Source organism: Sulfuricurvum sp. (assembly GCF_022759005.1).
Classification (GTDB): domain Bacteria; phylum Campylobacterota; class Campylobacteria; order Campylobacterales; family Sulfurimonadaceae; genus Sulfuricurvum.
This window is the reverse complement of record NZ_JAEMQA010000101.1, coordinates 1-23063: the sequence shown is the minus strand read 5'-3', so window position 1 is coordinate 23063 and position 23063 is coordinate 1. Positions and strand designations below refer to the sequence as shown.

Here is a 23063-nt window from a genome sequence, read left to right as displayed (position 1 = left end):
AATGACTTTGATACATACCAATGATGTAACATTCGATTCCGTGTTCAGGGAGCTTTTAGGGCGTGGTAAAATGGATATGGAGCATGTTTCATCGATTGTTAAAGGGTTGATTGACGACATTCGTACCGATGGTGATGATGCACTCATCGGGCATATTTCTAAATTTGACCGTTGGACACCCTCTTCGGGGGCAGAATTACGTATTGATGCAGTGCAGATGAAACGAGCATATGAAGCATTAGAACCGACGTTGAAGTCATCGTTGCATTTGGCGTATGAGCGTATTCGTAGCTATCACGAAAAACAATTGCCAAAAAGCTGGTTTGATACCGAAGCCAACGGGACGATTTTGGGACAAAAAGTGACTCCGGTCGACCGTGCAGGTTTGTATATTCCCGGTGGGAAAGCGGCTTATCCGAGTTCATTGCTTATGAACGTCATCCCCGCACAGGTTGCAGGGGTAGAACATATTGTGGTCACCACTCCGACACCGGATAATGAACCCAATGAGCTTCTTTTGGCAGCATGCCATTTATGTGGAGTCACTGAAGTGTTCAAAGTGGGCGGAGCGAGCGCAATCGCCGCTATGGCATATGGAACCGCAACGATTCCAAAAGTGGACGTCATCACCGGTCCGGGTAATATTTTTGTTGCTACGGCAAAAAAAATGGTCTTTGGTGAGGTGAATATCGACATGATCGCAGGACCAAGCGAGATCGGGGTCTTGGCTGATGATTCGGCAAATCCGTCGCATATCGCAATCGATCTTCTCTCTCAGGCGGAGCACGATGAGATGGCAAGCTCAATTTTGATCACACCGTCGCAAAAATTTGCGAATACCTGTGCGGCAGAGATCGAGGTTTGGCTCAAAAAACTTCCTCGCGAAGAAATTGCCCGCAAATCGATCCATGAGCGTGCTGCGATCATTGTGACCGAATCGATGGAAGAAGCGGTTAAATTAATGAATGAAGTAGCTCCGGAGCACCTTGAGGTCGCAACGGATAACCCTTTTGCCCTTTTGCCGTCGATAAAACATGCCGGAGCCATTTTCCTCGGTCACTATACCCCTGAAGCGATCGGTGATTATGTCGCGGGACCGAATCATACTCTTCCAACGGGAGGAACGGCGAAGTTTTATTCTCCGCTGGGGGTGGAGAATTTTATGAAAAAATCTTCCATCATTTCATTTTCGCGCCAAGCAATCAATGAGATCGGTGAAGCGTGTGCACTGATCGCCCATACCGAAGGATTAGGAGCACACGAGGCTTCTGTCCGCTGCCGCTTAGGCCTCTAAAATCCCTCTATTATTAAACTCTCTAATGGTGAGAGTTTATTTTTACAAATGGTAACATATCAAAAAGTTATAGCAAAATGGGTTTTGCATTTAGTTTGAGTTTATTCTATTTTGGCTATCATGAATCCAGCAGAAATGCCGTTAAATGCCTGTAATCACAGCATCAAATAAAGATTATTCATATCACTTATGATATGTGTGATAGCAGCGTGAATCAGGAATAAGGAGAATATATGCAGTTAGGTTTCTTGGTGGACCTTCACCTCTGTATGGGGTGTAAGGGCTGTGAGATCGCGTGCAAAGTGGAAAACGAAGTTCCACTTAGTACATGGCGACTACGTGTTAAATATGTTGATGTGGGAGCATTCCCTGAGACAAAACGGACGTTTACTCCGCTTCGATGTAATCACTGTGCTAATGCACCGTGTGAACGCATTTGTCCGGTTAGTGCATTGCATTATCTCGAAAACGGTATTGTGAATATCGATAAAGAGCGTTGTATCGGATGTGCGGGATGTGTAATGGCATGTCCTTACGGTGCGATCTACATCGATCCACAAACTCAAACGGCAGACAAATGTACTTATTGTGCACACCGTATTGCAAGCAGCATGATGCCATCATGTGTCGTAGCATGTCCGGTTGAAGCCAATATTTTCGGTGATTTGGATGATCCTACCTCGAATATCAGCAAATATATTCAACAACACCAAGGTGACGTACAAGTACGTAAACCTGAAAAAGGGACTGACCCTCACCACTTCTATGTCGGCGGCGGTAACGTTCAACTTAACCCACTGGCATCATTCCGTGGAGAAGGGCACAACCTATTTAACAACCTTACCCATATCCATTTAGGAGGACATCACTAATGGTACACGAAACACTTGCGGCAACCAATGCGATCGTAGTCCTTGACGTTGCTCTTCCTAGCGTATTTTGGGGCTGGATTATTACAATGAATATGTGGGCAAAAAGTGTCGGTACTGGTATCATTTTCCTCACGTTCTTTTTGTTGAAAAAGTATCCGGAACAAACCGGCTTTATCCGGTTCCCTGCAGTGGTGATTTCGATTGTATTCATTCACCTTTTCTTGTTCTTTACGGTCATCGATTTGCACCAAATGTTCCGTTTTTGGCACATTTTCTTCTATCCGCACTTGACGTCGGCGATTACGATCGGTGCATGGATGGCAACAGGATTTGTCGGACTTCTTTTGGCGATGACGTATGCAATCTACATGAAAAAAGACGAAGCGATGTACGATAAGTTGCTCGGATGGACGACATTGTTGGCGATTCCGGTCACATTGTACACCGCAGGTTTAATGGCAGAAGCAACAGCGCGTGAGTTGTGGCAAATGCCTACCGAATCGGCACAAATGATTTTGGCAGCGCTCCTTGCGGGATCGGCAACGATGCTTCTCCTCGGTGGCAATAAATTTTCTGAAGCGGTCAAAAAAGATTTGGCGCTAGTACTCGGCTTTAGTGCAGCGGCAGCGTTTATTCTCTATATGTCAGAGTATATCTTCGGCGGAATGAAAGCCGAAGAGGTCGCCGCGACATTAGCGTTTGTAAAAGGGGGCGAATACACCGCGATGTTCTGGATTGGACAAGTTCTGGCGTTCTTGATTCCTATGGCTCTCGTATGCTTAAGTTTGAAAAACAAATCGTATTATTTGTTAAAAATCGCAGCCGTATCGGCATTGGTCGGTTTGTGGGTGAGCAAACACGTTTGGCTCGTTATTCCACAATTATTAAATATGAGCTAAGAGGTAAATTATGATGTATTTAGAAAGTAGAAGAACATTTTTAAAAGGGACCGCGCTCACTGTAGCGGGTGCCGCAATCGCTAAAGGGGTATTTTCGATTGATGCTGCCGCTGAATCCGTAAAAGCCAGCAAATTTACCAATACCCCCGATACCTTATCGTTTTATCCGCCGCTCGATCAATGGGATAACTTCCAAGAACTCGACGGAACCGATTGGAAACGGGGCGGTATTGGTCGTCACGGCGTCCGTAGTGAAGAGAATCCTGACGGTATTTTAGTGCACGATTTTATGGTCATTCCGACGGCATGTTCGAACTGTGAAGCATCATGCGGATTGACGGCATGGGTTGATAAGAAAACATTGACCGTACGCAAATACATGGGGAATCCATTACACCCGGGTTCACGCGGTCGTAACTGTGCCAAAGGGTACGCGGTTCAATCGCAAATGTACGATCCTGACCGTATTCCGTTCCCGCTTAAACGTGCGCCGGGTTCAAAACGCGGTGAGGGTAAATGGATCCGTACGACGTGGGATGAAGCGATGACCACTATCGGTAAAAAAATGGGAGATACTCTCCGCGTAGGTGATCCGCTTTCACGAAAATTGTGTATGTACCATGTTGGTCGCCCGAATGAAAACGGATTTGTCCCTAAAGTATGGGAATCTATGGGGATTGATTCATACAACTCCCATACCAATATTTGTTCAGCAAACGGGCGTACACCGTCGATCCATTTCGTAAATGATGACCGTACCAGTCCTGACTGGGCAAACGCGAAACTTATTTTCTTAAATTCTTCGCATGCTGCGGATGCAGGGCACTATTTTCAACAGGCTGCCGGAATGATTGCCGATGCTCGTAAAAAAGGTGCGAAATTGGTTGTAATGGATCCGCGCCTCTCTAACTCAGCGGGGATTGCCGATCTTTGGTTGGCACCATGGCCGGGTACTGAATCGGCTATTTATCTCTATTTGGCAAGCCGCATTTTGAACGATAATTTGGTAAACAAAGCGTTCGTTAAACGTTGGTTCAACTGGGATACGTTGATGAAGGATACCGACTATCTGAATTATATGGTTGAAAAAAACTATATTTCAAAAGTTCCGGAAGGGCGTGATTTCGAGAGTTACTTGGGGATGCTTAAAGAGATGTATGCCCCTTATACCCTTGAATTTACCGAAAAAGAGACCCATATTCCGGCATATAAACTCGAAAAACTCTATGAGATGTTTATCTGGGCAGGTGACGCGATCTCTACCTATATTTGGCGTGCAACGGCTGCGGGGAATCGAGGCGGTTGGATGGCTGGTAAATCAGTATTGTTCCTTGCCGGTTTACGTGGAGCTATCGGAAATGTTGGAGGTACCGGTTGGTACCATTGGCATGATATTTCCGTTGGCGGTAAAGGGGGAAGCTCTACGGTTGGTCAAGGTAAATCGGGCAAAGACGTTCCGTCTGTTAAGGTATGGAATGAGTTGACATGGCCGCCGGAATGGCCTCTTTCGACGTATGAAATGTCATTTTTATTACCGCATCTTCTTACTGACACGGAGTGGCAGAAAAAATGGATTGCACGTGGATTGCAAGTGCCGACGAAATTGTCAGTCTATGCACCGCGTATGTACAATCCGGTTTGGATTAATCCGGACGGATTCCGCTGGATTGAGGTGCTTAAAGATGAGTCCAAAATGGAACTCACCTTTAACCTCTCTCCGGTATGGTCAGAAACCAACTGGTACATGGACTATGTCCTCCCTGTGGGTCTTGCGGGTGAGAGACATGATCAACACTCCGAAGCGACAATGCCTGCACGTTGGACGTCGTTTCGTCAGCCGGTTTTACGTGTGGCGCTCGAAAAATCAGGCTGGAAACCTAAAAATCCTAACCGTGCAACCCTCGAAGCACACATCAAAGCGGGACTTGGAGAAGTGTGGGAAGAGAATGAGTTCTGGTTTGAGCTTCTTCACTCATTTATTGATCCAGACGGCAGCTTGAATATTCGTACGATGTGGGAATCCAAACGTCATCCGGGCAAACCGGTTACCATTGCAGAGTGGTACGATGCGGCGTTTGGTGACAACTTGCCGAAACTCTACGAGACAGTTATGAACGATGAGCGCTATACCAAAGAGGAATTCCCTGTCTACTCCTATATGCGTGACCACGGTGCATGGCTAGAAGAGGATAAGGTTTATGATGTACAAGAGCGTGAACTCAAAATCGAAGAGGGCAAAGTAGAATCGTATGAACACAAATACGATGCAGCCTCTATGAGCGTTGATGGAGCTGGTATTATCAGTGCGGTCGATGAAAAAGGGAACTCGAAAAAAATCGGTATCCAAATTGACGGCAAAAAACTTCAAGGATATACCACTCCGACCCGTAAACTTGATGTCTATACCCAATGGGTAGCTAAAGAATGGAAATGGCCGGAATACGCAATGGCAATCTATCCGCGTAACGATAAAGAGAAAGAGGAGATGGTTCATATTCTCTCCCACGTCAACCATTACTATATGAAAGAGGAGAACTCGTTTGCCCTTAATACGGTATTCCGTTTGCCGTATAACATTCATACCCGTTCTGCGAATTCGAAACATTTGATGGAGATCTCTCAAAACCACGATCCGATTTGGATTTCGACCAAAGATGCACAACGTCTCGGATTCAAACGCGGTGATGCGATCCGTGTCAAAATTGTCGATACGGTTTCAGGACTGGAGAGCGGACACTTCGTGGCTATGGCGGTTCCGACCGAGGGAGTTCTTCCTGGTACACTCGCGTGTTCTCACCACGGCGGACGCTGGAAATTGAGTAACCATGTAACTATCCCTAACGGTGTAACTGATGGGAAAGTCGTTCCGGGCGTCGCACCTCGTGATTTAAGCAATAAAGAGTTTCTCAAAGAGTCTCCTGCAAACGTCGGTAAAGAGGGTGGGCAAAGTATCATTGATGATTACAGCGGTACCACCGGTATTAATAGCTTCGGGGTTCCGGTTGCTGAGATTCAAATGGACGGTAAAGAGGGTAAACTCAAATACGTCGAGGGGATCAAAGGATTTAAAGCAGAACGTTTCCCAGAGTACAACCGTGACTCTGAAAATGTTTGGTGGGATGGTCTGAGCGGTTCATGGCAAAATGCCGTTGCGGCAGCTCATCCGGATCCGGTATCGGGAATGCACTGTTGGCACCATAAAGTATTGTTAGAGCCTGCGCAAGCGGGCGATAAGATCGGTGACATTTATGTCAACTATGAAAACAACTTCAAAGTGTATCAAGCGTGGAGAGACAAACTTTCACGCGGTTTGGATTCAAATTCTAAACTACGCAGACCGAAACACATTTTCCGTCCGTGGGTTAAACTCGATCCATCGGCATACGATGTCAATATCAAAGGATAACCTCCTCTTCTCTTTCTAATAGGGACTTCTAAAGGGCATTTCAGCCCTTTAGGCTACAATCCTACTATCACAATTAAAAGGCCTAGCTGTTATGGATGAGATCATTGCCCGAAGCAATATATATGCGTTGCTTTCACGAATATTGCTTCAAGAACTTGACGAAGCGTTGTTAGAAACTTTGCAAAACGATCCGACTGTTTTAGAATTTTTTCCTCACTGGAGCGAATGGGAAGTGCGTAAAAAACATTCCAACAAAGAGATTATCGAAGGGCATTTGAACCCTGATTTTGTCAATCTTTCGATTTTGCATCTGGTTCCCTATGAGACGTTTTATACACGTAGTGATCAGATGATCGAAACAGGGGGTGCAAACCCTGTGACTGATTTTTACAGTGCATACGATTTTTTGGTCGATTATGAAGTAGCGCGTGTGGTATCGTCAGATCATATCGGCATTGAGTTGGAATTTATGCACCATTTGTGTGAAGCGCAGCGTAAAGCGATGGAACTCAACGATGATGAAGCGGTTAAAGAGCTCAAAAATGTTCAGCACCGTTTCCTCAATACCCATCTGCTCAAATGGGCTCCGATGTATCTGATCAATATGAAATATGAAGCACGTACACCGCTCTATTATGACGCGGCTGAGACAGCGCTCGAATTTATCCTTGGCGATAACGAAACTCTCTCTCAAGCGATATAAGACGACGATGGGTTTGCTTAGTTTGTCTCCTGCTTCATGTGTTCGTGCTCTGAGCATTAACTCAGCATGTACACACTGTTCAAAGGTGTGCCCTACCGATGCGATTGTTATCACGGATCGTTTACCATCGATCAATCAAGCTATGTGTGTCGGGTGTGCGGGATGTGTTGCATCGTGCCCTACTGAAGCGCTAGGATTGGATGATTTTAGCCCGACCGAGTTTTTCTTTTCATTTTTATCCGATAATGAAACACTGGTCTCGTGTCAAAAAAATATTCCCTGCATCACTGCTCTGGGAAGTGAACATCTTATTGCATTATGTGGAATGAAAAAAGCTCTTCGTCTCGATATCGGGCATTGTAGTGAATGTTCTATCGGTGAGAGAGTGATGCGTGATATGCTGGTGCGTGTTGAGAATGTCAATTATGCACTCGAAGCGATTGAATCACCTTATCGTGTAGATTTGGTGAGTGAAGGATATACGGCAGAAGAGGCAAAAGAGGAGAAAGATCGGCGCGATTTTTTCAAGACGTTTCGTCTCAATAAAATCGGTGTCATCAAGGAAAATTTTGAGCGGGAGGTACGGCTGAGTACCGATGAGTTTATGACGTATTCAACAGACAGCAGCCATACGCAGGAGTTACGAACGAAAAAGATTACCGATCGGCGAAAACTCTTTTTTACCGCATTAAAAAGGTTTGAAAAACCTTCCGTATATCACGTGGTGGATGCGCAGATGATCTCCTTTACGTCTCAAAAGTTGATGGATGAGTCAAAATGCACGGCATGCGAACTCTGTTATCGCATTTGCCCTACGGGCGCTTTGACATCGGATATGCGCAGTTCAAAAATCGATTTTGATCCGTTTTTGTGCGTCAAATGCCATTTGTGTCATGATGTATGTGAGAGTGATGCACTTAGCGTATCCACTTCATATAATCTCAAAGAGTGGTATGAACCGACCGTTCAAAATATGATTACTTTTTCGGTACGCCGTTGCGATGAATGCGGATTGATATTTAGTTCGGTCGGGGATGAAAAAATTTGTCGACGATGCCGACTGGAAGAGGAGGAAGCGATGGAATTATGGGGGCTTAATTCATGATGAATAACGATAATTCAATTACGGTAGAGACCAGATTATTCGGCTACATTGCCGAAGAGGCACATAGTAGCCGTTTTTCATCGACGGTGAACAAATTATTCAAAGAAAACGGAGTCAATGCCATGGTTATTCCGATGAATATTCGGAGTGATGATGTTGTTTTTACCCTCTCTCAAATGCGCAGCTCAAAACTCAGCGGTGCAGTTATCGCTTCGGAATATCAAGAAGAGGCGATAACGTTGGTTGATTCGGTTTCCGAAAATGCAAAAGAACAAGGGTTGGTAGATCTGATTTGGATAGAAGAGGGGCGTTTGAACGGAGAACTTATCATGCCAGAAGCGCTGGAGCGATATGCCGAGAGTAACGATTTTGCAGATGATATTGCGTTGCGCTCACATTGCCGCTATTTTTATGATTTAATACGAGGAGAAAAGAATGAAAGATAACGATTTTAGCACCCTGCGAGCTGAGTTTGATCAATTTGTTCGCGAAAAATGCGATACCGGAAGTTGTGAAACAAACAGTGAGGATGAGAATGGCGAAGAACCGGTTCCCGGATTTGTCGAAGAGCTGGCCGATAAACTTTTAGCCCCTTACCATTGCGGTGCTTATTTGTCTCGTTTGGACATCAAGCGTGTGGCTGAAGCGATCGATGAATCGATTCCGATCAAAGAGCGTAAAAAAATGATCAAAGCACTTTTCCGTCATACGACCTCAAAAGAGTATCTGCGCCGTGCCTTTGATGAATTCAATCGCCATTTCGGCGGACGTATTTTGATTTATCAAGAGCTTTCCGAAGCATTTCCGGCGTCAAAGGGGATCTTTGATGAAAACATTGATAAAATAAAACAGACGCAAAAAATATTGGATCAGATAGTATTGGATTTCGAAGAGATCGAACCGACTGATGAACCCATGATGATTTAACGTTTATCTGTGACATGGTAAACGTCATAAGAACCCTTTGATGGAAGTTTGGAGTTTTTATTGTAAGACGTGCGATATCAAGAGGATGTCAAAGAAATCGTTACAGTATTAAGGAAATATAAAGATGATTCCCAACAAAGGGAAAAAGGTTATAAAAAGAGTAATCCGCTTTTGAGGAGAATTTGCCAAACAATTGCAGAGGAGATACCGGCAGCAAATCCAGCAATGATATCATCACCCATAACTCCAAGCCCTCCTTTGGTTTCGCGATCAATCCGACCGATAATCGAGGGTTTTTTGATGTCGTAGAGGCGAAAAAAGATAAAACTCATCACAATTTGAAGCGCGATACCGTTCGTCCATGCCATCAGCTCTGTGAGATCAAATCTGATTCCGGGTGCAATAGAGAGGGCGAACCACATTCCGACCAGCTCATCGATAACGATACGACTGTCATCATGTTTATTGACGATGCTTTCGTGTTTGTCGATCGCTTTGATCGCGATCAGCGTGATCAAAATGGTTGCCATAAACAGCGTTTGCGGTCCAAAGTAGAGGAGAATTGCAACGCCTAAAGGAAGCGCGGCGATCGTTCCCATGGTTCCGGGAGCTTTGGGAAAAAGACCGCTGTATCCGACGGTGAGAAAAAACCAGTTCATTAAATTCCTCAGTTTAAAGATGTTGTTTGGTATAAGCGCATGAGCTCGACGTAGAAATCTTTTTCGGTGTGCTCTTCGAGAAGACCTTTGACGGGCATAATGTCATAGTAGAGCTTTGAGAGATTCTTGAATCGGTTGGGATGGAGTGAGGAGACAATCATCGCAGAGATCTCTTTTCTCACTAAAACAGCCGGAGGGAGAAGCCCCTGCTGCATAAGCTCCAAGATCGATTCGGAATGATAAGAAATGTGATGGTGATGGCCGTGAGGGCAGGTTTGAACGCTGACGAGTGTTTTGCATTGATTACAATAGACGTATTCGCTGGACATTCCTACTTCGATATCGATTCCGACGAGACGATCCACGATTGACTTGTTGGCATTGTGATCGTAGTACATTCCGATTCCGGCATGATTTTGACCGATCATCAGACGATCGCAACCGTAGTTTTTCGCGACGATCGCATCGAGAATGACTTCGTTGCTTCCCGCAAAAATATAGCTGCTCTCCAGCGGTACGATGACGGCGCGGTTGCACGGTAAGAAGTTATCGATGAAATATTGGAGTGCCTGATGGCGAAGCTCGTATTTCAAATCGGCTGAATTGTAGGGCTTATGCAAGAAGATGACGATCAGATCAGTTCTTTCCAAGCTTTGTCGGATGAGGCGTTCATGTGCGCGATGAAGCGGATTGGCTGCCATAAACATCGCCGTTGTATGTTGGGCTCCGATTTGCTCTTTTGCTTCGGCAATCATGTTTTGCAGTGATTGTATTGGAGAGAGATCAATCGAATAATCACCGCAGATCGCGTATTTTCCGAGACGCTTATAGGTCGCACTGACCCCCGGATGAGAGAGATCTTCGGTGCCGTAAATCTGGCGCAGCCGTTCACACGGATCGATAGGATAGACTTCATCGACACACAGTTCTCCGATAAAAGTGCCATCACAAATCAGATCGAGAATCTCACCTTTTTGGGCAGTCGTTAAAATGGTTTCATTGACTTTCCCGCTCGGAGAGAGGATGAGAGGAAACGGGAAGGTTTTCCCCATGAACATACCGCTGCTAAGGACCTCTTTGCTTTGTGCTTCGTTCATTAGTGCCGTTACGGGACTGAGCATCCCCGCTTTGAGCAATGTGAGGGCGGAAACCGCCTCTTGGTCGATGAAAAGAGCTCTATTTTTTCTTGACGATGCCATATTTCTTTCTCTTTTCCCATAAGCTTTTGCGTGAGATTCCTAATTTTTTGGAGAGTTCGGTATCCGGAAAGCGGTTTTGGAAATGGATCATAATGTATTTGACATACTCTTCAATCGGTAAAATTTCACCTTGGTCGAAGAGGTTATTGTCGCTTTCAATCTCGATCAATTTGAATGGAGGGTTATCGATCGGTTCAGTGCTCGAAACGATACATTTTTTGCCGCCGATCAATTCGTAAAACGGTTTCTGATCCGATTTTTTGAGATTTTGAAAATCGGTGATAAAGAGAATGGAATCATCACTTTGTGCCGCAATATCACTGAACGCTTTGGCGGAGGAAAGAGAAATGAATTGGAGTGTTTTATCGTGGTGTGCCGCATAGCGGAATGCGAATGCGTCGGCATATTTTTGGTAGCCGCTGCAGATGAAGAGGGGAAGCTCGGTTTTGTCTAAATCCTCATCCACGTTGATCGCATTAAACGTATGGGTAAGGTAACGTTCATACGTTTGGTTTTGTCGGCGAAGACGTTCGTGATTTTGAAAATGTTGGATTTTACGGATGAGTTCTTCGATCATAAAGGGTTTGAGAATATAGTCTTTGGCTCCCGCGGCGAGAGGCTTGGATACCGTATCGTTACTCACATAGCTGACCATCAAGATAACAACGGCATCTTTATACGCTTCGATGACAGGATAAATATCTTGACCGCTAATATTGGTCGAGAGGAGGACGACATCATACGGCAACCCGCGCAAACCTTCTTTCGTGGAGCTTGAAATATCGCAGTTGTGACTTAGATCGCTTAGTTTGGAGGCGATACTTTGCGCTAAGTAAATTTCGTTTTCGATAATGAGAATATTCATCCGTTTTTCCAATCAAAATAGTGTACTGAGGCTGTAGCCAAGACGCCGACTCCTTCTTTGCGTCCGATAAAGCCCAAATGTTCCGTTGTAGTCGCTTTAACATTGACCCGTGATGCAGGAATAAGCATGATTGATGCCAATGTTTGACGCATCGCATTTTTGTATGCGGCAACTTTCGGTGTTTGCGCAATAATCGTCACATCGGCATGGGCAATCACAAACCCGAAATGGTGAAGCTTTTGCACACATAGACGCAATAACTCTTTGGAATCGATATCTTTATATGTTGTATCCGTATCGGGAAAAAGCATCCCGATGTCTCCTAGGCATGCCGCTCCAAGCAGTGCATCGATAAGGGCATGAATAGCGACATCGCCGTCACTGTGCGCTTTGAACCCAAAGGGACTATCGATGCTCACCCCGCCGAGTACCATGGGTTTGTTATCTTCGAAACCGTGTACATCAAATCCGTTGCCGGTAAATGTCATGGTTGAAGGGGGGAGAAGACACTCTAGCCCTGCCGTATCGCCCGCATGGGTAATCTTGGTTGCACGTTCATCGCCGTTTACAAATCGGCGTGTCCCTCCGAATGCGACGATTGCACTGCTCTCATCGGTATACTCTTCATCCGTTTCTAAGGCATTTCGAAGAATATCGGTGCGGGAAAGCTGCGGTGTTTGAATCCGTTTGACTTGCTCCCGCGCAATTGTCGCATCTCCATAAACAACCGTGTCATGAATGTCTAATGCTGGAACGATAACATCGGCAGAACCTTTGGACGCGAGCAATCGTTCAATCAGTGAAGGATCGATACAGGCACGGGCAATATCTGTTACAAGGACATAAGGGGTATGAACTTCTTTGAGGGCATTTTTGAGCGATTGCTGTCGGGTGCTGCCCCCCTCAACGATCGTAAAATCACACATAGTACGCATAAATGGGATTTCATCGGGGTGAGCGGCGAGAATAATAGGAACATCGGCCATAGAGGCTTTGATACGGTTAGTAACATAAAACCATAAAGGATCATGCCCGATACGGAGCCATTGTTTTTTTACCGGAACTTTAAAACGGGTTGAGTTGCCTGCTGCAAGCAAAACAAGGGTAAAATCAGACAAAATGTATCCTATTTTGAAAACTGTTACGAAATTATACACTTAAAAAGCTTTTTTTTATCTTGTTTGCGATAAATTATAGAACACATCAAGGGGAGATGAGAAGAGTTTTCCTAAATCCTCTTGAAATTTTTAATTTACATGAAAAGCGATACGACCCTTTTAGGGGGTCTTATTTATAAGTCCAAATAGCTTTCGGAATTTAAGGAGCACACACAATGAGAACCGAATGGGTCGCCAAAAGAGAAAACGACACGGTCCGAACTCAGATGTATTATGCCAAGCAGGGCATTATTACCGAAGAGATGGCTTATGTTGCAAGAATAGAAGAACTTGATCCTGAGTTGGTTCGTTCCGAAGTGGCACGGGGTCGGTTGATTATCCCCGCCAATGTCAACCATAAAAATTTGGAACCGATGGCGATCGGGATTGCCGCACGCTGTAAAATCAATGCGAATATCGGCTCATCTGCGATTGCCAGTGATGTACAAGGGGAGATCGAAAAAATACAAGTCTCTCAGCACTATAAAGCCGATACGGCAATGGACCTCTCTACGGGTGGGGATTTGGATGAAATCCGCAAAGCGGTTATCGCAAATTCTAAAATTCCGATCGGAACGGTACCTATTTATCAAATTTTGCACGATGTGAACAACAAAGTCGAAGACCTCACGATTGAGAAAATGCTCGAAGTTTTAGAGCGCCAAGCGCAGCAAGGGGTGAGTTATTTCACGATCCATGCCGGATTTTTGTTGGAGACTATGCCAAAAGTTGCGAAGCGTAAAATGGGGATTGTGAGTCGCGGCGGTTCGCTCATGGCGGCATGGATGATGCATTACCATCGAGAGAATCCGTTTTACACCGCGTACGATGAAATCCTCGATATTTGTGCACGATACGACGTCTCACTCTCATTGGGGGATTCACTTCGTCCGGGATGCTTGGCCGATGCGAGCGATGAAGCGCAGCTTGGAGAGCTCAAAGTGCTCGGCGAGTTGACACTCCGTGCATGGGAAAAAAATGTTCAAGTCATGATCGAGGGGCCAGGACACGTTCCGCTTAATCAGATTGAACGCAATATGAAAATTCAGCGTGAATACTGTCATGAAGCGCCGTTTTATATCCTCGGACCGTTGGTTACCGACATCGCGGCAGGGTATGATCATATCAGCTCCGCAATCGGTGCGGCGGTCGGCGGATGGCATGGGGCATCGATGCTCTGTTATGTGACGCCGAAAGAGCATTTAGGCTTGCCGAATGCCGAAGATGTCCGCGCGGGGATCATTGCGTACAAAATCGCGGCACACGCGGCTGATATTGCTCGCGGTCGTAAGGGTGCGCGTGACATCGACGATGCGATGAGCGATGCACGGTATGCGTTTGATTGGAACCGTCAGTTTGAACTGGCGCTTGATCCGGAACGGGCTCGAGAGTATCATGATGAGACATTGCCACAGGATGTTTTTAAAGAGGCGGAGTTTTGTTCGATGTGCGGACCGAAATTTTGTTCGTACAAAATCACTCAACAGATTATGGATAATCCTGAAGCGATCGCACAGATTGCCGAAGAAGCAAAAGCACAGAGTGCAAGTTAATACCGTTCGCCCTGAGCTTGTCGAAGGGTGAAAAGTTCATGGTTCGACAAGCTCGCCACAAACGGAAAACAAATAAAAAGGAAATAAATAAAATGACAGAAGAAATTGTAAAATCGGCATTATCAAAAGTTACCTATCCGGGATTCACGAAAGACATCGTGACATTCGGATTTGTCAAAGAGATCAAAATTGAGGGGAACAATGTCAGCGTCACTGTCGACATCACCTCCAGTGCTCCTGAGGTAGCGCACCAAATCACCATGGAAGCAACCGATGCGTTGAAACGTGCCGGTGCAGGTGAGGTTGTTGTGAACATTACGGCACCTAAAATGCCGCGTGAGAGTTCGTCCAAGGGGAAAAATATCGCTCCGCAGGTGAAAAACTTCATTATGGTGAGTTCAGGTAAGGGTGGAGTCGGTAAATCGACCACTTCGGTCAACCTTGCGGTAGCTTTAGCGATGCAAGGGAAAAAAGTGGGTCTTTTGGATGCGGATATTTATGGTCCTAATATCCCGCGTATGCTTGGCGTGGATGGGATTAAGCCTGAAGTGGTCGGAAATAAAGTCCTCCCGATCAAAGCGTACGGGATTGAGATGATGTCGATGGGCTCCCTCATGGAAGAGGGCCAATCGCTTATCTGGCGCGGTGCGATGATTATGAAAGCGATCGAGCAGTTTTTGCGTGACATTATGTGGTCGGATTTGGATTGTTTGGTGATCGATATGCCTCCGGGGACGGGGGATGCGCAACTAACATTGGCGCAAAGCGTTCCGGTCACCGTCGGTGTAACGGTTACAACACCGCAAATGGTCTCTTTGGATGATTCACGCCGAAGCCTCGATATGTTCAAAAAACTTCATATCCCTATCGCGGGTGTGGTGGAAAACATGTCCGGTTTTATCGCTCCGGATACAGGTGTCGAGTATGACATCTTCGGAAAAGGGACATCCAAAGCGATGGCAGATCAGTTCGAGACGACTATTCTCGCTGAAATTCCTATCGAACCGTCAATCCGTACCGGAGGAGACGAAGGAAAGCCGGTAACGTATTACGCTCCGACCTCTGAAACGGCAAAACGCTACATGAAAGCGGCGGAAGATCTTTGGGCAACTATTGAGAAAATCAACGAAGAGGGTGGGGTAGATAATCAAGCGATCCAACCAAATACTCCTCCGGGTGTATCGGCGTGTTCTACGGCTGCGGCTCCAAAACAAGAGAGCGGCGGAAGTTGCGGCACCGGATGCGGCTGCCACTAAAATAACCCTTTTTCTCCTCATTTAGAGAGGAGAAACCTCCCTTTTTTACAACTCTAATCTTTTTTTCAGTATAATCGGTCTATTTACGTACTGTAAGTCAGGAATAATGAAAAAAGAGAAAACACTTTTTACCCTATCGATCACTATCATTGCCATAATGGTTCTTTTTATTGTCATCTTGGCTGGAACGTTTCGTTATATGACCTTGCAATCCGCACAGAGCAAAGCGAAAACGGCGGCAGACATTGTTCGTGAATCGCTAACGGCTCACATGATAACCGGCAGTTCTGATTATCAAAACGATTTGCTCAAACAGATTGCGACGGTTGATGGGATGAAGCGGGCATGGGTGGTTCGTTCGGATGAACTGGCACGGCAATACGGCAGAGGCATTCACCCCCAAGAACCGGTCGATGATATTGATCGTAGCGTTTTGCGAAGTGCTAAAGAGATGGATGAGATCAAAGGAACTCTTTTTGCAGATACGCTATATCGCTTATCGATCCCTTATGTCGCAACCGACAAAGGGAAAATTGATTGTTTGAGTTGTCACGATTCCAAAGCCGGAGCGGTATTGGGTGTTGTTTCCATCGAAATGGAGATGAACGATCTCAAAGTTACAGGGCTGATTAGTGTTGCATTGCTCATAACGCTTATCGTTGTCTTGACCTATTTTCTGATCCGCAATATTTATCGATTTATTACATCGTACAAAGAAACATTGCAGTCCGTAGCTCAAACGATGGAATATGCGGAAGGGGGAGATTATTCGCACCGCATTATGTCGGCAGAGACATTGGATGCGCATAATGCGGCGATGTGGACCAATTCGGTGATGGAAAAACTCGACAGCGCCCTTACGATCAGCGGTAAAAAGATGAGATCTCTTATCCGACTCGATCATCAAAACAGCGATCCGCTCTATAACCTTCAAATGGGGATACATCAACTCTATGAGGTGGAGCGCTTTCGTGCGGAAATTGAAAAAGATCAAAATCTTGAAGAGGTTTACAGCCGTATTATCGCATTACTGCGTACACGATGGAATTTGAGTAATTTCAATATTTTGGAGCTAAATCCGCTCAATAAAACGACCCATGTTATCCATTCTGAGAAAACATTGTTGTGTGATGCATTAAGCGGGTGTCGAGCCGATCGTACAAGCGGAATTGTCGATTCGAGTCAATGCGAAGTGGCATGTCCGAAGATGATCGATCCCTCAGCCCATTACGTGTGTCAAAGTTATCCGATTGTGGACGATTTGGATATAGTTATATCGTTGGTAACGTACGATGAACGTGAAATCAAACCGATCCGTTTAGCTCTTGAACAGCTTGGAAATTACATCAATGCGGCGAAACTTCAGATCATTAACAAGAAGCTTCAGCAAACGGTTCGCATCGATCCTCTAACACAACTTTACAACCGCGCTTATCTCGAAGAGATGACGAAACTTATCATGGCACAGTCGACTCGTACCATCATCCCTTATGGCGTTTTGTTTGTCGATATGGATCAATTCGATCAAATTAACAGCTCTTACGGCACAGTGATTGCGGATGAAGTGATCAAAGCAATGGCTCACAATATCCATGAAAATATTCGCCAAGGAGATATACTCATTCGCTATAGCGGAGATACTTTTGCTGTTGTGTTATACGATTATGAACCTGAAGATGTGAACGGCGTTGCAGAAGCGATCCGACTCTCTTTTAAAAAGAAGATTCGGATCAATACATATGCTATTCTCAAAACGGTAAGTATCGGTATGTCGTATTTTCCACAGCAAACACCGGATATGATGCAATGTATCGAGTATGCAAAGCGGGCTTTATTGGAAGCTAAACATCAAGGGGGCAATATCGCGTTATCCTATGATACGAAGACGATGCCGGTGTGAGAGTTGATGTTTTTTTGAGTGTTATAAAGAGGATTGGTTTATTTCGAGGAGAGTATTTCTCTCTATCGAGAGAAATGGGGATTAGAGTTAGAATTGATCTCCGCCGTTAAACATACGGTCTTCAAACTCGACAATACGATTACGTCCGGTATGTTTTCCTTCGTATAGAGCGATGTCTGCGAATTTGATCACTTTCCAAATCGAATTTGATTGAGACGGGAAGTGCGCGATTCCGATACTGAGCGTTTTTTGAACCGTATCGCTTCCAAACTGGAATTTTTTCTGATTAAAGTGTGTCCGAATTTTTTCAGCTACACCCAATGCCCCTTCGGTTGTTGTATTATGAAGCAAGACTAAAAACTCTTCTCCGCCGTAACGGACCGGAAGATCGGCTTTTCGGATATTTTGGACCAAAATTTCCGAAAGTGATTTGATAACGACATCACCCGCATCGTGCCCATACGTATCATTGACCATTTTGAAGTAATCGATATCAATCATCAGTACGGCATAAGATACGTGTGAACGGATCGCTTGCTCGGAAATTTTGTCAATAAATTCTTCCAAGAAACGGCGGTTATAGAGTCCCGTAGCTCCGTCGCGCAGTGATGAATCACGCAGCTTATCCATCAATGTACGGCTTTCGATGACCGCTTTTGCCGCTTCAAAATAGTTTCGAATACTTGGCAATACGAGATTCATCGCTTGAATGGTTTCAACGTCTTTTGCTGAATAAGAGAGAATCAGCGACAAATCGTCATTGATATTAAACGGAATACAAGAGTACTCTTTTTTGTCCGCACAATTGACACAAATTTCAGGGAAATCGGTTGAATACACATCGGTTGCCGTCCGATATGCACGGCATTCATTTGCATCTTTATCCACTGCAGGAAGACAGAAGCTTTGATGATCGGTAATATAGATCAATTTGCGCTCTTTGGTTGTTTTATCGACTTCGTAAAGGGCAAAATGGTTGAAATTGAATTTTTCTTTGAGAACATAGATAAAGCGCTCATAGACTGCGTCTTTGTTGGCATCATGCTCAATGGTCTTTTTGAATTTATAAACGTCTGAAAGCTCTTGAATGATGATTCCGGCTGTACTGAGCGGGTCGGAGGTCGATATATTTGAGCGTGAGGCAAAAGTATTGAGATTGTGCTTGATCCCTCCGAAGGTCTCTTCCATCTTTTGGAAGAGGGTATTCATCTGATCGGCTACTTCGCTTCCCGCATCTTTAAGCGTTGTAGTAAAACGAAAACTAAAATCTCCCGTACGGGCACGTTTGATACCGTTTTGGAGATTTTCAAAGAGTTTCATATACGGTTTGAAATAGTGGTGGGTTACCCAAAGTGCAATGATGATGAAAACCACATTGATCGCGAAAATTTTCGCAATGGTCATTGCTCCGGTTTGACGGATGTCATTGATATTAAATTCCATGCTGATCGCACCTAAAACATCGCCTTCTTTTGCATTATGACAGGCAAGACAGTTTGGATTTCCGTATGCCGTAGCGGTATAAGGGATTGTGACGCGCAATACGGCATTTTGGGCATCTTCGTGAATTTCGCGAATGATTACCCCTTCTTTGAGAACTTTTTTATCGATTGCATCACGTGCATGCTCGTTATCAAGCCCTTCACCGTGTTGTCTGACAACGTTATCGGATCGAACAATCCATAATTTTTGAACATCTTTGATATTAGCGATATTGGCAAGAAAAAATTCCCGTTTGTCCATGATGCCGTTGACCATATGTGCGGTGAGGCCGTCACGGACGATTTCCGCCGTCATTTTTGATTTTTCAATCGCGTTGTTATACCCATAATCACGGAAATTGAGAGCAACGTTCGTGATTGTTGCCACGGCAAGTCCGATCAGCATTAAGGCGACGATAAAGAGTATTTTACGATTTGTATTCATATATTATTACCTTATAATTTAATCAGTGAAAAGTAGAGAAAAGAATTTAAGGACGGTACCTAAATAATTTTTAAAATTTGATGAAAGCAAAGTGGCGGTGAAACGGTTTATTCAACCGTAACACTTTTAGCGAGATTACGAGGCATATCGACATCATTTCCTAGACGAATAGCAATCTCCATTGATAGAAGCTGTAATACAACCATTATCTCAAAAAATTCGAGCATGTAATCTTCTCGATCAAAGGTGCGAATGTGATCGTCTGCTTTGTCAAAATCGAGCGGACTGATTGAACAGATGGTTGAATCACGGGCACTGAGTTCTTCGATATTACTTTTTGTTTTATCATAGAGCATGTGTTGAGGAAGGAGCGCAATGGTAAAAAGCTCTGGATCGGCAAGGGCGATAGGGCCGTGTTTCATCTCTCCGCTCGGATACCCCTCTGCATGGAGATAGCTGATCTCTTTGAGTTTGAGCGCACCCTCTAATGCAAGAGGATAAAAAACATCTCGTCCGATGAAGAAGAAGCCGTGTCCGTGAAGGTAGCGTTTTGAGAGACGGCGCAATTGTTCATGAAGGGCATTCTCAACATTAACGGTAGCGGGGACGGTTCGGAGTAGATGGATTTGCCGTTTAAGCTCATCGTTTGAGAGAGTGTTCTTAAGTCCACCGAGATAGAGACTGAGCATCCATAAAACACACACTTGGGTGGCAAATGCTTTGGTGGACGCTACCCCTTTTTCAATCCCCGCACGGGTAAGAATTGAAGCATCGGCAAGTCGAACCATCGAGGAGTTGTCGACGTTACAAATCACCAGTGTTTTGAGGTTGTTGCGTTTTGCCATTTTGAGACTTTCTAGCGTATCGGCGGTTTCTCCGCTTTGGCTGATAACGACAAAAAGGGTATCTGGGGTGAGGAACGGTTCGCGGTAGCGGAACTCACTTGCGATTTCAACAGACGTTTTGATTTTTGCGTGACGTTCAAAAAGGTAGCTTGCAACGAGCGCTGCATGGTAACTGGTTCCGCAAGCGCAAAATTTAACTTCGTTGATCCCGTTGAAAAGGGTCGGATCTATCTCTTCAAAATAGACGCTTTCATCGTGCAAACGACCTAAAAGGGTATCTGCCAATACACGGCTTTGTTCGTAAATTTCTTTTTCCATAAAAAAACGGTAACCCTCTTTTTGGGCAGAGAGTTTGTTCTCTGAAAGAGGGGTAAAGCGAAGGGCTACCTCTTGGTGTTGTTCATTAAAGAGAACTGTTTTTTCGGCAGAAGCGTAACCGTAATGGCCATCTTCGAGATAGATGACTTCATGACATTTTCCAATCAGTGCGGCATCGGAAGAGCCAAAGAGCGTTTCATTCTCGCTGTTGCGTCCAATGATCATCGGAGAACCGTGTTTCGCAAAGAAAATCGTCCCTTCCGTATCGGCATTGACGAGTAAAATCGCATACGCACCGTGCAGCTGAGCAAGTGTTTGTTCAAACGCTTGAAGCGGTGATGTGGCGGTTTTGAGTTGATGTTCAAAGAGATGGACGATAACTTCGGTATCGGTTTGGCTCAAAAATTGAACCCCTTGCGCGGTGAGCATCGATTTTAGCTCTTGGTAATTTTCGATAATACCGTTATGGACGACATACGAGTTTTGTCCCAAATGGGGGTGGGCATTGAGCTCGGTCGGTTTTCCGTGAGTTGCCCATCGGGTATGCCCGATTCCGACAGAAAAACCGGTGCTTTCGTAGTTTTTGGCTTTTTCTTCGAGATTAACCAATTTGCCGACCGCTTTGAACAATGAAAAATGTCCCTCTTGGAGTACTGCGATTCCGGCAGAATCGTATCCTCGGTATTCGAGTTCACGAAGTCCGTCGATCAAAATTTGTTTAACCGGTTTGACTCCAATATATCCGACGATACCGCACATAGTTACTCTCCTACTAATTTAGCAATTATTTCGCGCGCATTATCGCACATTCTGTTTTGTTTTTCAATTAAGAAGTGGTCGCGCGCCATATTTTTGTTGGTATGAATTTTTGCGGTTGCGATATTGATCTGTGCTTCGTCAAAAAGCTGAACGAAATAGGCTAAAAGCCCCCGCTGATTTATAGTATTTAGATTGAGTTGCGCGTAATGGATCGAGTGATCACAATCGAGAGTGATTTCGCTGGGTTTGATGATCGGTTTAGATAATGAGAGTTTTTTACTCATATCGAATGCCTCTTCGACAATCATTTCAACTTGTTCCATTGTCCCATCAAGCGGGCGTTGCAAGAATTCGATTTTGAAGTATTTGATCCCGTCGAACAACGTGAAAATATCCATCGAGGCAACATCAAGATAACTGAGTTTTCCGAGTAAATAACCGAGGTTCAGCGGAACCCGACGGAAGATATGAATCACCAGCCCCCCTTCGATATTGAGCTGATAGGTAAAGGAGTGGCAAGCAAAGGCCTGTTTTGAAATGTCGATAATATCGTTTGGGGTATTTTTGAAAAAGAACAGGTTGGATTCAATCGAGAGGATCTTTTTCTGTTCAATTTTTGAAAGCTGCATAAATTCGGGATCATGTAGGAGACGTTTCTCTTTGTTCGCACGTTTGATTGCATCGGTAATTCGGTCGTTTTGGGATGAAATTTCGAGTGCGGCATCGTAGAGCTCATGCAGCAAATTCGCGCCGAAACTCGTGTACGTACCATTCCCGACTCCGTTGATATCGGCATAGGTTAAGATATACAAGAGTGTTAGGTTTTCAGGTGTTTTGATTTTAGACATAAACTGATAAAGGGTTTTTTCGTTATAGAGGTTTTCCCGATAGGCTACGTTGCTCATCAAGATATGGTGCCGTACCAAAAGTGCTCCACGCTCAAGCTGATGAGAGGGAAGTTTGAGATTTTTCAAAAATGGGACGATCAGTTTCGCGCCCACTTCGGAATGGTCTTGTTTGCGCCCTTTTCCTGTATCATGGAGTAAAATAGCTGTTTTAAGAAGGAGCTTATCAGAAGCGCTGAGCGGTTTATAGAGCGCCTCTACATAAGGGTCTTTGATATTTTCAAGTGCTTCAAGACATTTAATCGAATGCAAATCGACCGGATAATGATGATACCCGTCAAATTGAGGTAGATGGAGCACTTTTTTGAAAGCGCCGATGAGATGGTGCAAAATTCCCGCGTCGTAAAAGAGCTTTGAAATGACATAAAAATGGTTTCGCTCAAACAATTTGCGCAATAATGTATACGTTTTGACTCTAAGAGGGTGTTTGATATGGGTATAGGTGAAATGAAACAGGACGCTTGAATCAAATTTCCATTCGCGATCCTCCAAATTAACGAGCAATTCCAACAACG

18 protein-coding genes are annotated in these 23063 nt (G+C 44.8%); 11 read left to right on the top strand and 7 right to left on the bottom strand.

Annotated features, from left to right (window positions below):
• Nucleotide 1 precedes the first annotated feature (1 nt).
• From hisD to JHC35_RS06650, 8 genes are all read left to right on the top strand, one after another.
• Complete coding sequence (gene hisD, locus JHC35_RS06685; protein WP_295043259.1) at nucleotides 2–1294, top strand: histidinol dehydrogenase; 1293 nt, start codon at nucleotides 2–4, stop codon at nucleotides 1292–1294.
• 233 nt (nucleotides 1295–1527) lie between these two features.
• The gene (locus tag JHC35_RS06680; protein WP_295043256.1) at nucleotides 1528–2166 is read left to right on the top strand and encodes a 4Fe-4S dicluster domain-containing protein; all 639 of its coding nucleotides are present in this window, start codon (nucleotides 1528–1530) and stop codon (nucleotides 2164–2166) included.
• Nucleotides 2166–3065, top strand: a complete 900-nt coding sequence (nrfD, locus tag JHC35_RS06675; RefSeq protein WP_295043253.1) for an NrfD/PsrC family molybdoenzyme membrane anchor subunit — start codon at nucleotides 2166–2168, stop codon at nucleotides 3063–3065. The genes JHC35_RS06680 and nrfD overlap by 1 nt, the downstream gene beginning before the upstream one ends.
• Before the next feature lie 13 nt (nucleotides 3066–3078).
• Nucleotides 3079–6471: a molybdopterin-dependent oxidoreductase gene (locus JHC35_RS06670; protein WP_295043302.1), complete on the top strand. Its 3393-nt coding sequence runs from the start codon at nucleotides 3079–3081 to the stop codon at nucleotides 6469–6471.
• A 91-nt stretch (nucleotides 6472–6562) separates the two neighbouring features.
• Complete coding sequence (locus JHC35_RS06665; protein WP_295043250.1) at nucleotides 6563–7174, top strand: molecular chaperone TorD family protein; 612 nt, start codon at nucleotides 6563–6565, stop codon at nucleotides 7172–7174.
• Nucleotides 7175–7181: 7 nt separating this feature from the next.
• On the top strand, nucleotides 7182–8279 hold the full coding sequence (locus JHC35_RS06660; RefSeq protein ID WP_295043247.1) for a 4Fe-4S binding protein: 1098 nt from the start codon (nucleotides 7182–7184) through the stop codon (nucleotides 8277–8279).
• The gene (locus JHC35_RS06655) at nucleotides 8276–8725 is read left to right on the top strand and encodes a hypothetical protein (RefSeq protein ID WP_295043244.1); all 450 of its coding nucleotides are present in this window, start codon (nucleotides 8276–8278) and stop codon (nucleotides 8723–8725) included. The genes JHC35_RS06660 and JHC35_RS06655 overlap by 4 nt, the downstream gene beginning before the upstream one ends.
• Nucleotides 8715–9206 carry a hypothetical protein gene (locus JHC35_RS06650; protein ID WP_295043241.1) on the top strand — a complete coding sequence of 164 codons (492 nt, stop codon included), beginning with the start codon at nucleotides 8715–8717 and terminating at the stop codon, nucleotides 9204–9206. The genes JHC35_RS06655 and JHC35_RS06650 overlap by 11 nt, the downstream gene beginning before the upstream one ends.
• A 149-nt stretch (nucleotides 9207–9355) precedes the next feature.
• Here the strand turns inward: JHC35_RS06650 and JHC35_RS06645 are convergent, their stop codons facing one another.
• The 4 genes from JHC35_RS06645 to JHC35_RS06630 are packed head-to-tail and all read right to left on the bottom strand — an operon-like array spanning nucleotide 9356 to nucleotide 13047.
• Entirely contained in the window at nucleotides 9356–9865 is a 510-nt protein-coding gene (locus JHC35_RS06645; protein ID WP_295043238.1) for a phosphatidylglycerophosphatase A, read from the bottom strand.
• 8 nt (nucleotides 9866–9873) lie between these two features.
• On the bottom strand, nucleotides 9874–11064 hold the full coding sequence (locus tag JHC35_RS06640) for a sulfate adenylyltransferase (protein ID WP_295043235.1): 1191 nt from the start codon (nucleotides 11062–11064) through the stop codon (nucleotides 9874–9876).
• Complete coding sequence (locus JHC35_RS06635; protein ID WP_295043232.1) at nucleotides 11042–11929, bottom strand: response regulator; 888 nt, start codon at nucleotides 11927–11929, stop codon at nucleotides 11042–11044. The genes JHC35_RS06640 and JHC35_RS06635 overlap by 23 nt, the downstream gene beginning before the upstream one ends.
• A complete protein-coding gene (locus JHC35_RS06630; RefSeq protein WP_295043229.1) occupies nucleotides 11926–13047 on the bottom strand; it encodes a bifunctional 2-C-methyl-D-erythritol 4-phosphate cytidylyltransferase/2-C-methyl-D-erythritol 2,4-cyclodiphosphate synthase in 1122 nt (373 codons plus the stop codon). The genes JHC35_RS06635 and JHC35_RS06630 overlap by 4 nt, the downstream gene beginning before the upstream one ends.
• A gap of 215 nt (nucleotides 13048–13262) precedes the next feature.
• Here JHC35_RS06630 and thiC point away from each other — a divergent pair, with 215 nt between their 5' ends.
• The 3 genes from thiC to JHC35_RS06615 all read left to right on the top strand — a co-directional run bounded on the left by thiC (nucleotide 13263) and on the right by JHC35_RS06615 (nucleotide 17795).
• Complete coding sequence (gene thiC / locus JHC35_RS06625) at nucleotides 13263–14639, top strand: phosphomethylpyrimidine synthase ThiC (RefSeq protein ID WP_295043226.1); 1377 nt, start codon at nucleotides 13263–13265, stop codon at nucleotides 14637–14639.
• A 92-nt stretch (nucleotides 14640–14731) separates the two neighbouring features.
• A complete protein-coding gene (locus tag JHC35_RS06620) occupies nucleotides 14732–15895 on the top strand; it encodes an Mrp/NBP35 family ATP-binding protein (protein WP_295043223.1) in 1164 nt (387 codons plus the stop codon).
• A gap of 106 nt (nucleotides 15896–16001) precedes the next feature.
• Nucleotides 16002–17795, top strand: a complete 1794-nt coding sequence (locus JHC35_RS06615) for a GGDEF domain-containing protein (protein WP_295043220.1) — start codon at nucleotides 16002–16004, stop codon at nucleotides 17793–17795.
• Between the two features lie 87 nt (nucleotides 17796–17882).
• On the opposite strand, the gene JHC35_RS06610 is transcribed toward JHC35_RS06615, so the two are convergent.
• From JHC35_RS06610 to JHC35_RS06600, 3 genes are all read right to left on the bottom strand, one after another.
• Nucleotides 17883–19721, bottom strand: a complete 1839-nt coding sequence (locus tag JHC35_RS06610) for a GGDEF domain-containing protein (RefSeq protein WP_295043217.1) — start codon at nucleotides 19719–19721, stop codon at nucleotides 17883–17885.
• Nucleotides 19722–19828: 107 nt separating this feature from the next.
• Nucleotides 19829–21643 carry a glutamine--fructose-6-phosphate transaminase (isomerizing) gene (gene glmS / locus JHC35_RS06605; RefSeq protein WP_295043214.1) on the bottom strand — a complete coding sequence of 605 codons (1815 nt, stop codon included), beginning with the start codon at nucleotides 21641–21643 and terminating at the stop codon, nucleotides 19829–19831.
• A 2-nt stretch (nucleotides 21644–21645) separates the two neighbouring features.
• Nucleotides 21646–23063 (bottom strand): HD domain-containing protein (locus tag JHC35_RS06600; RefSeq protein ID WP_295043211.1); only part of this gene is annotated, 1418 nt, incomplete at its 5' end.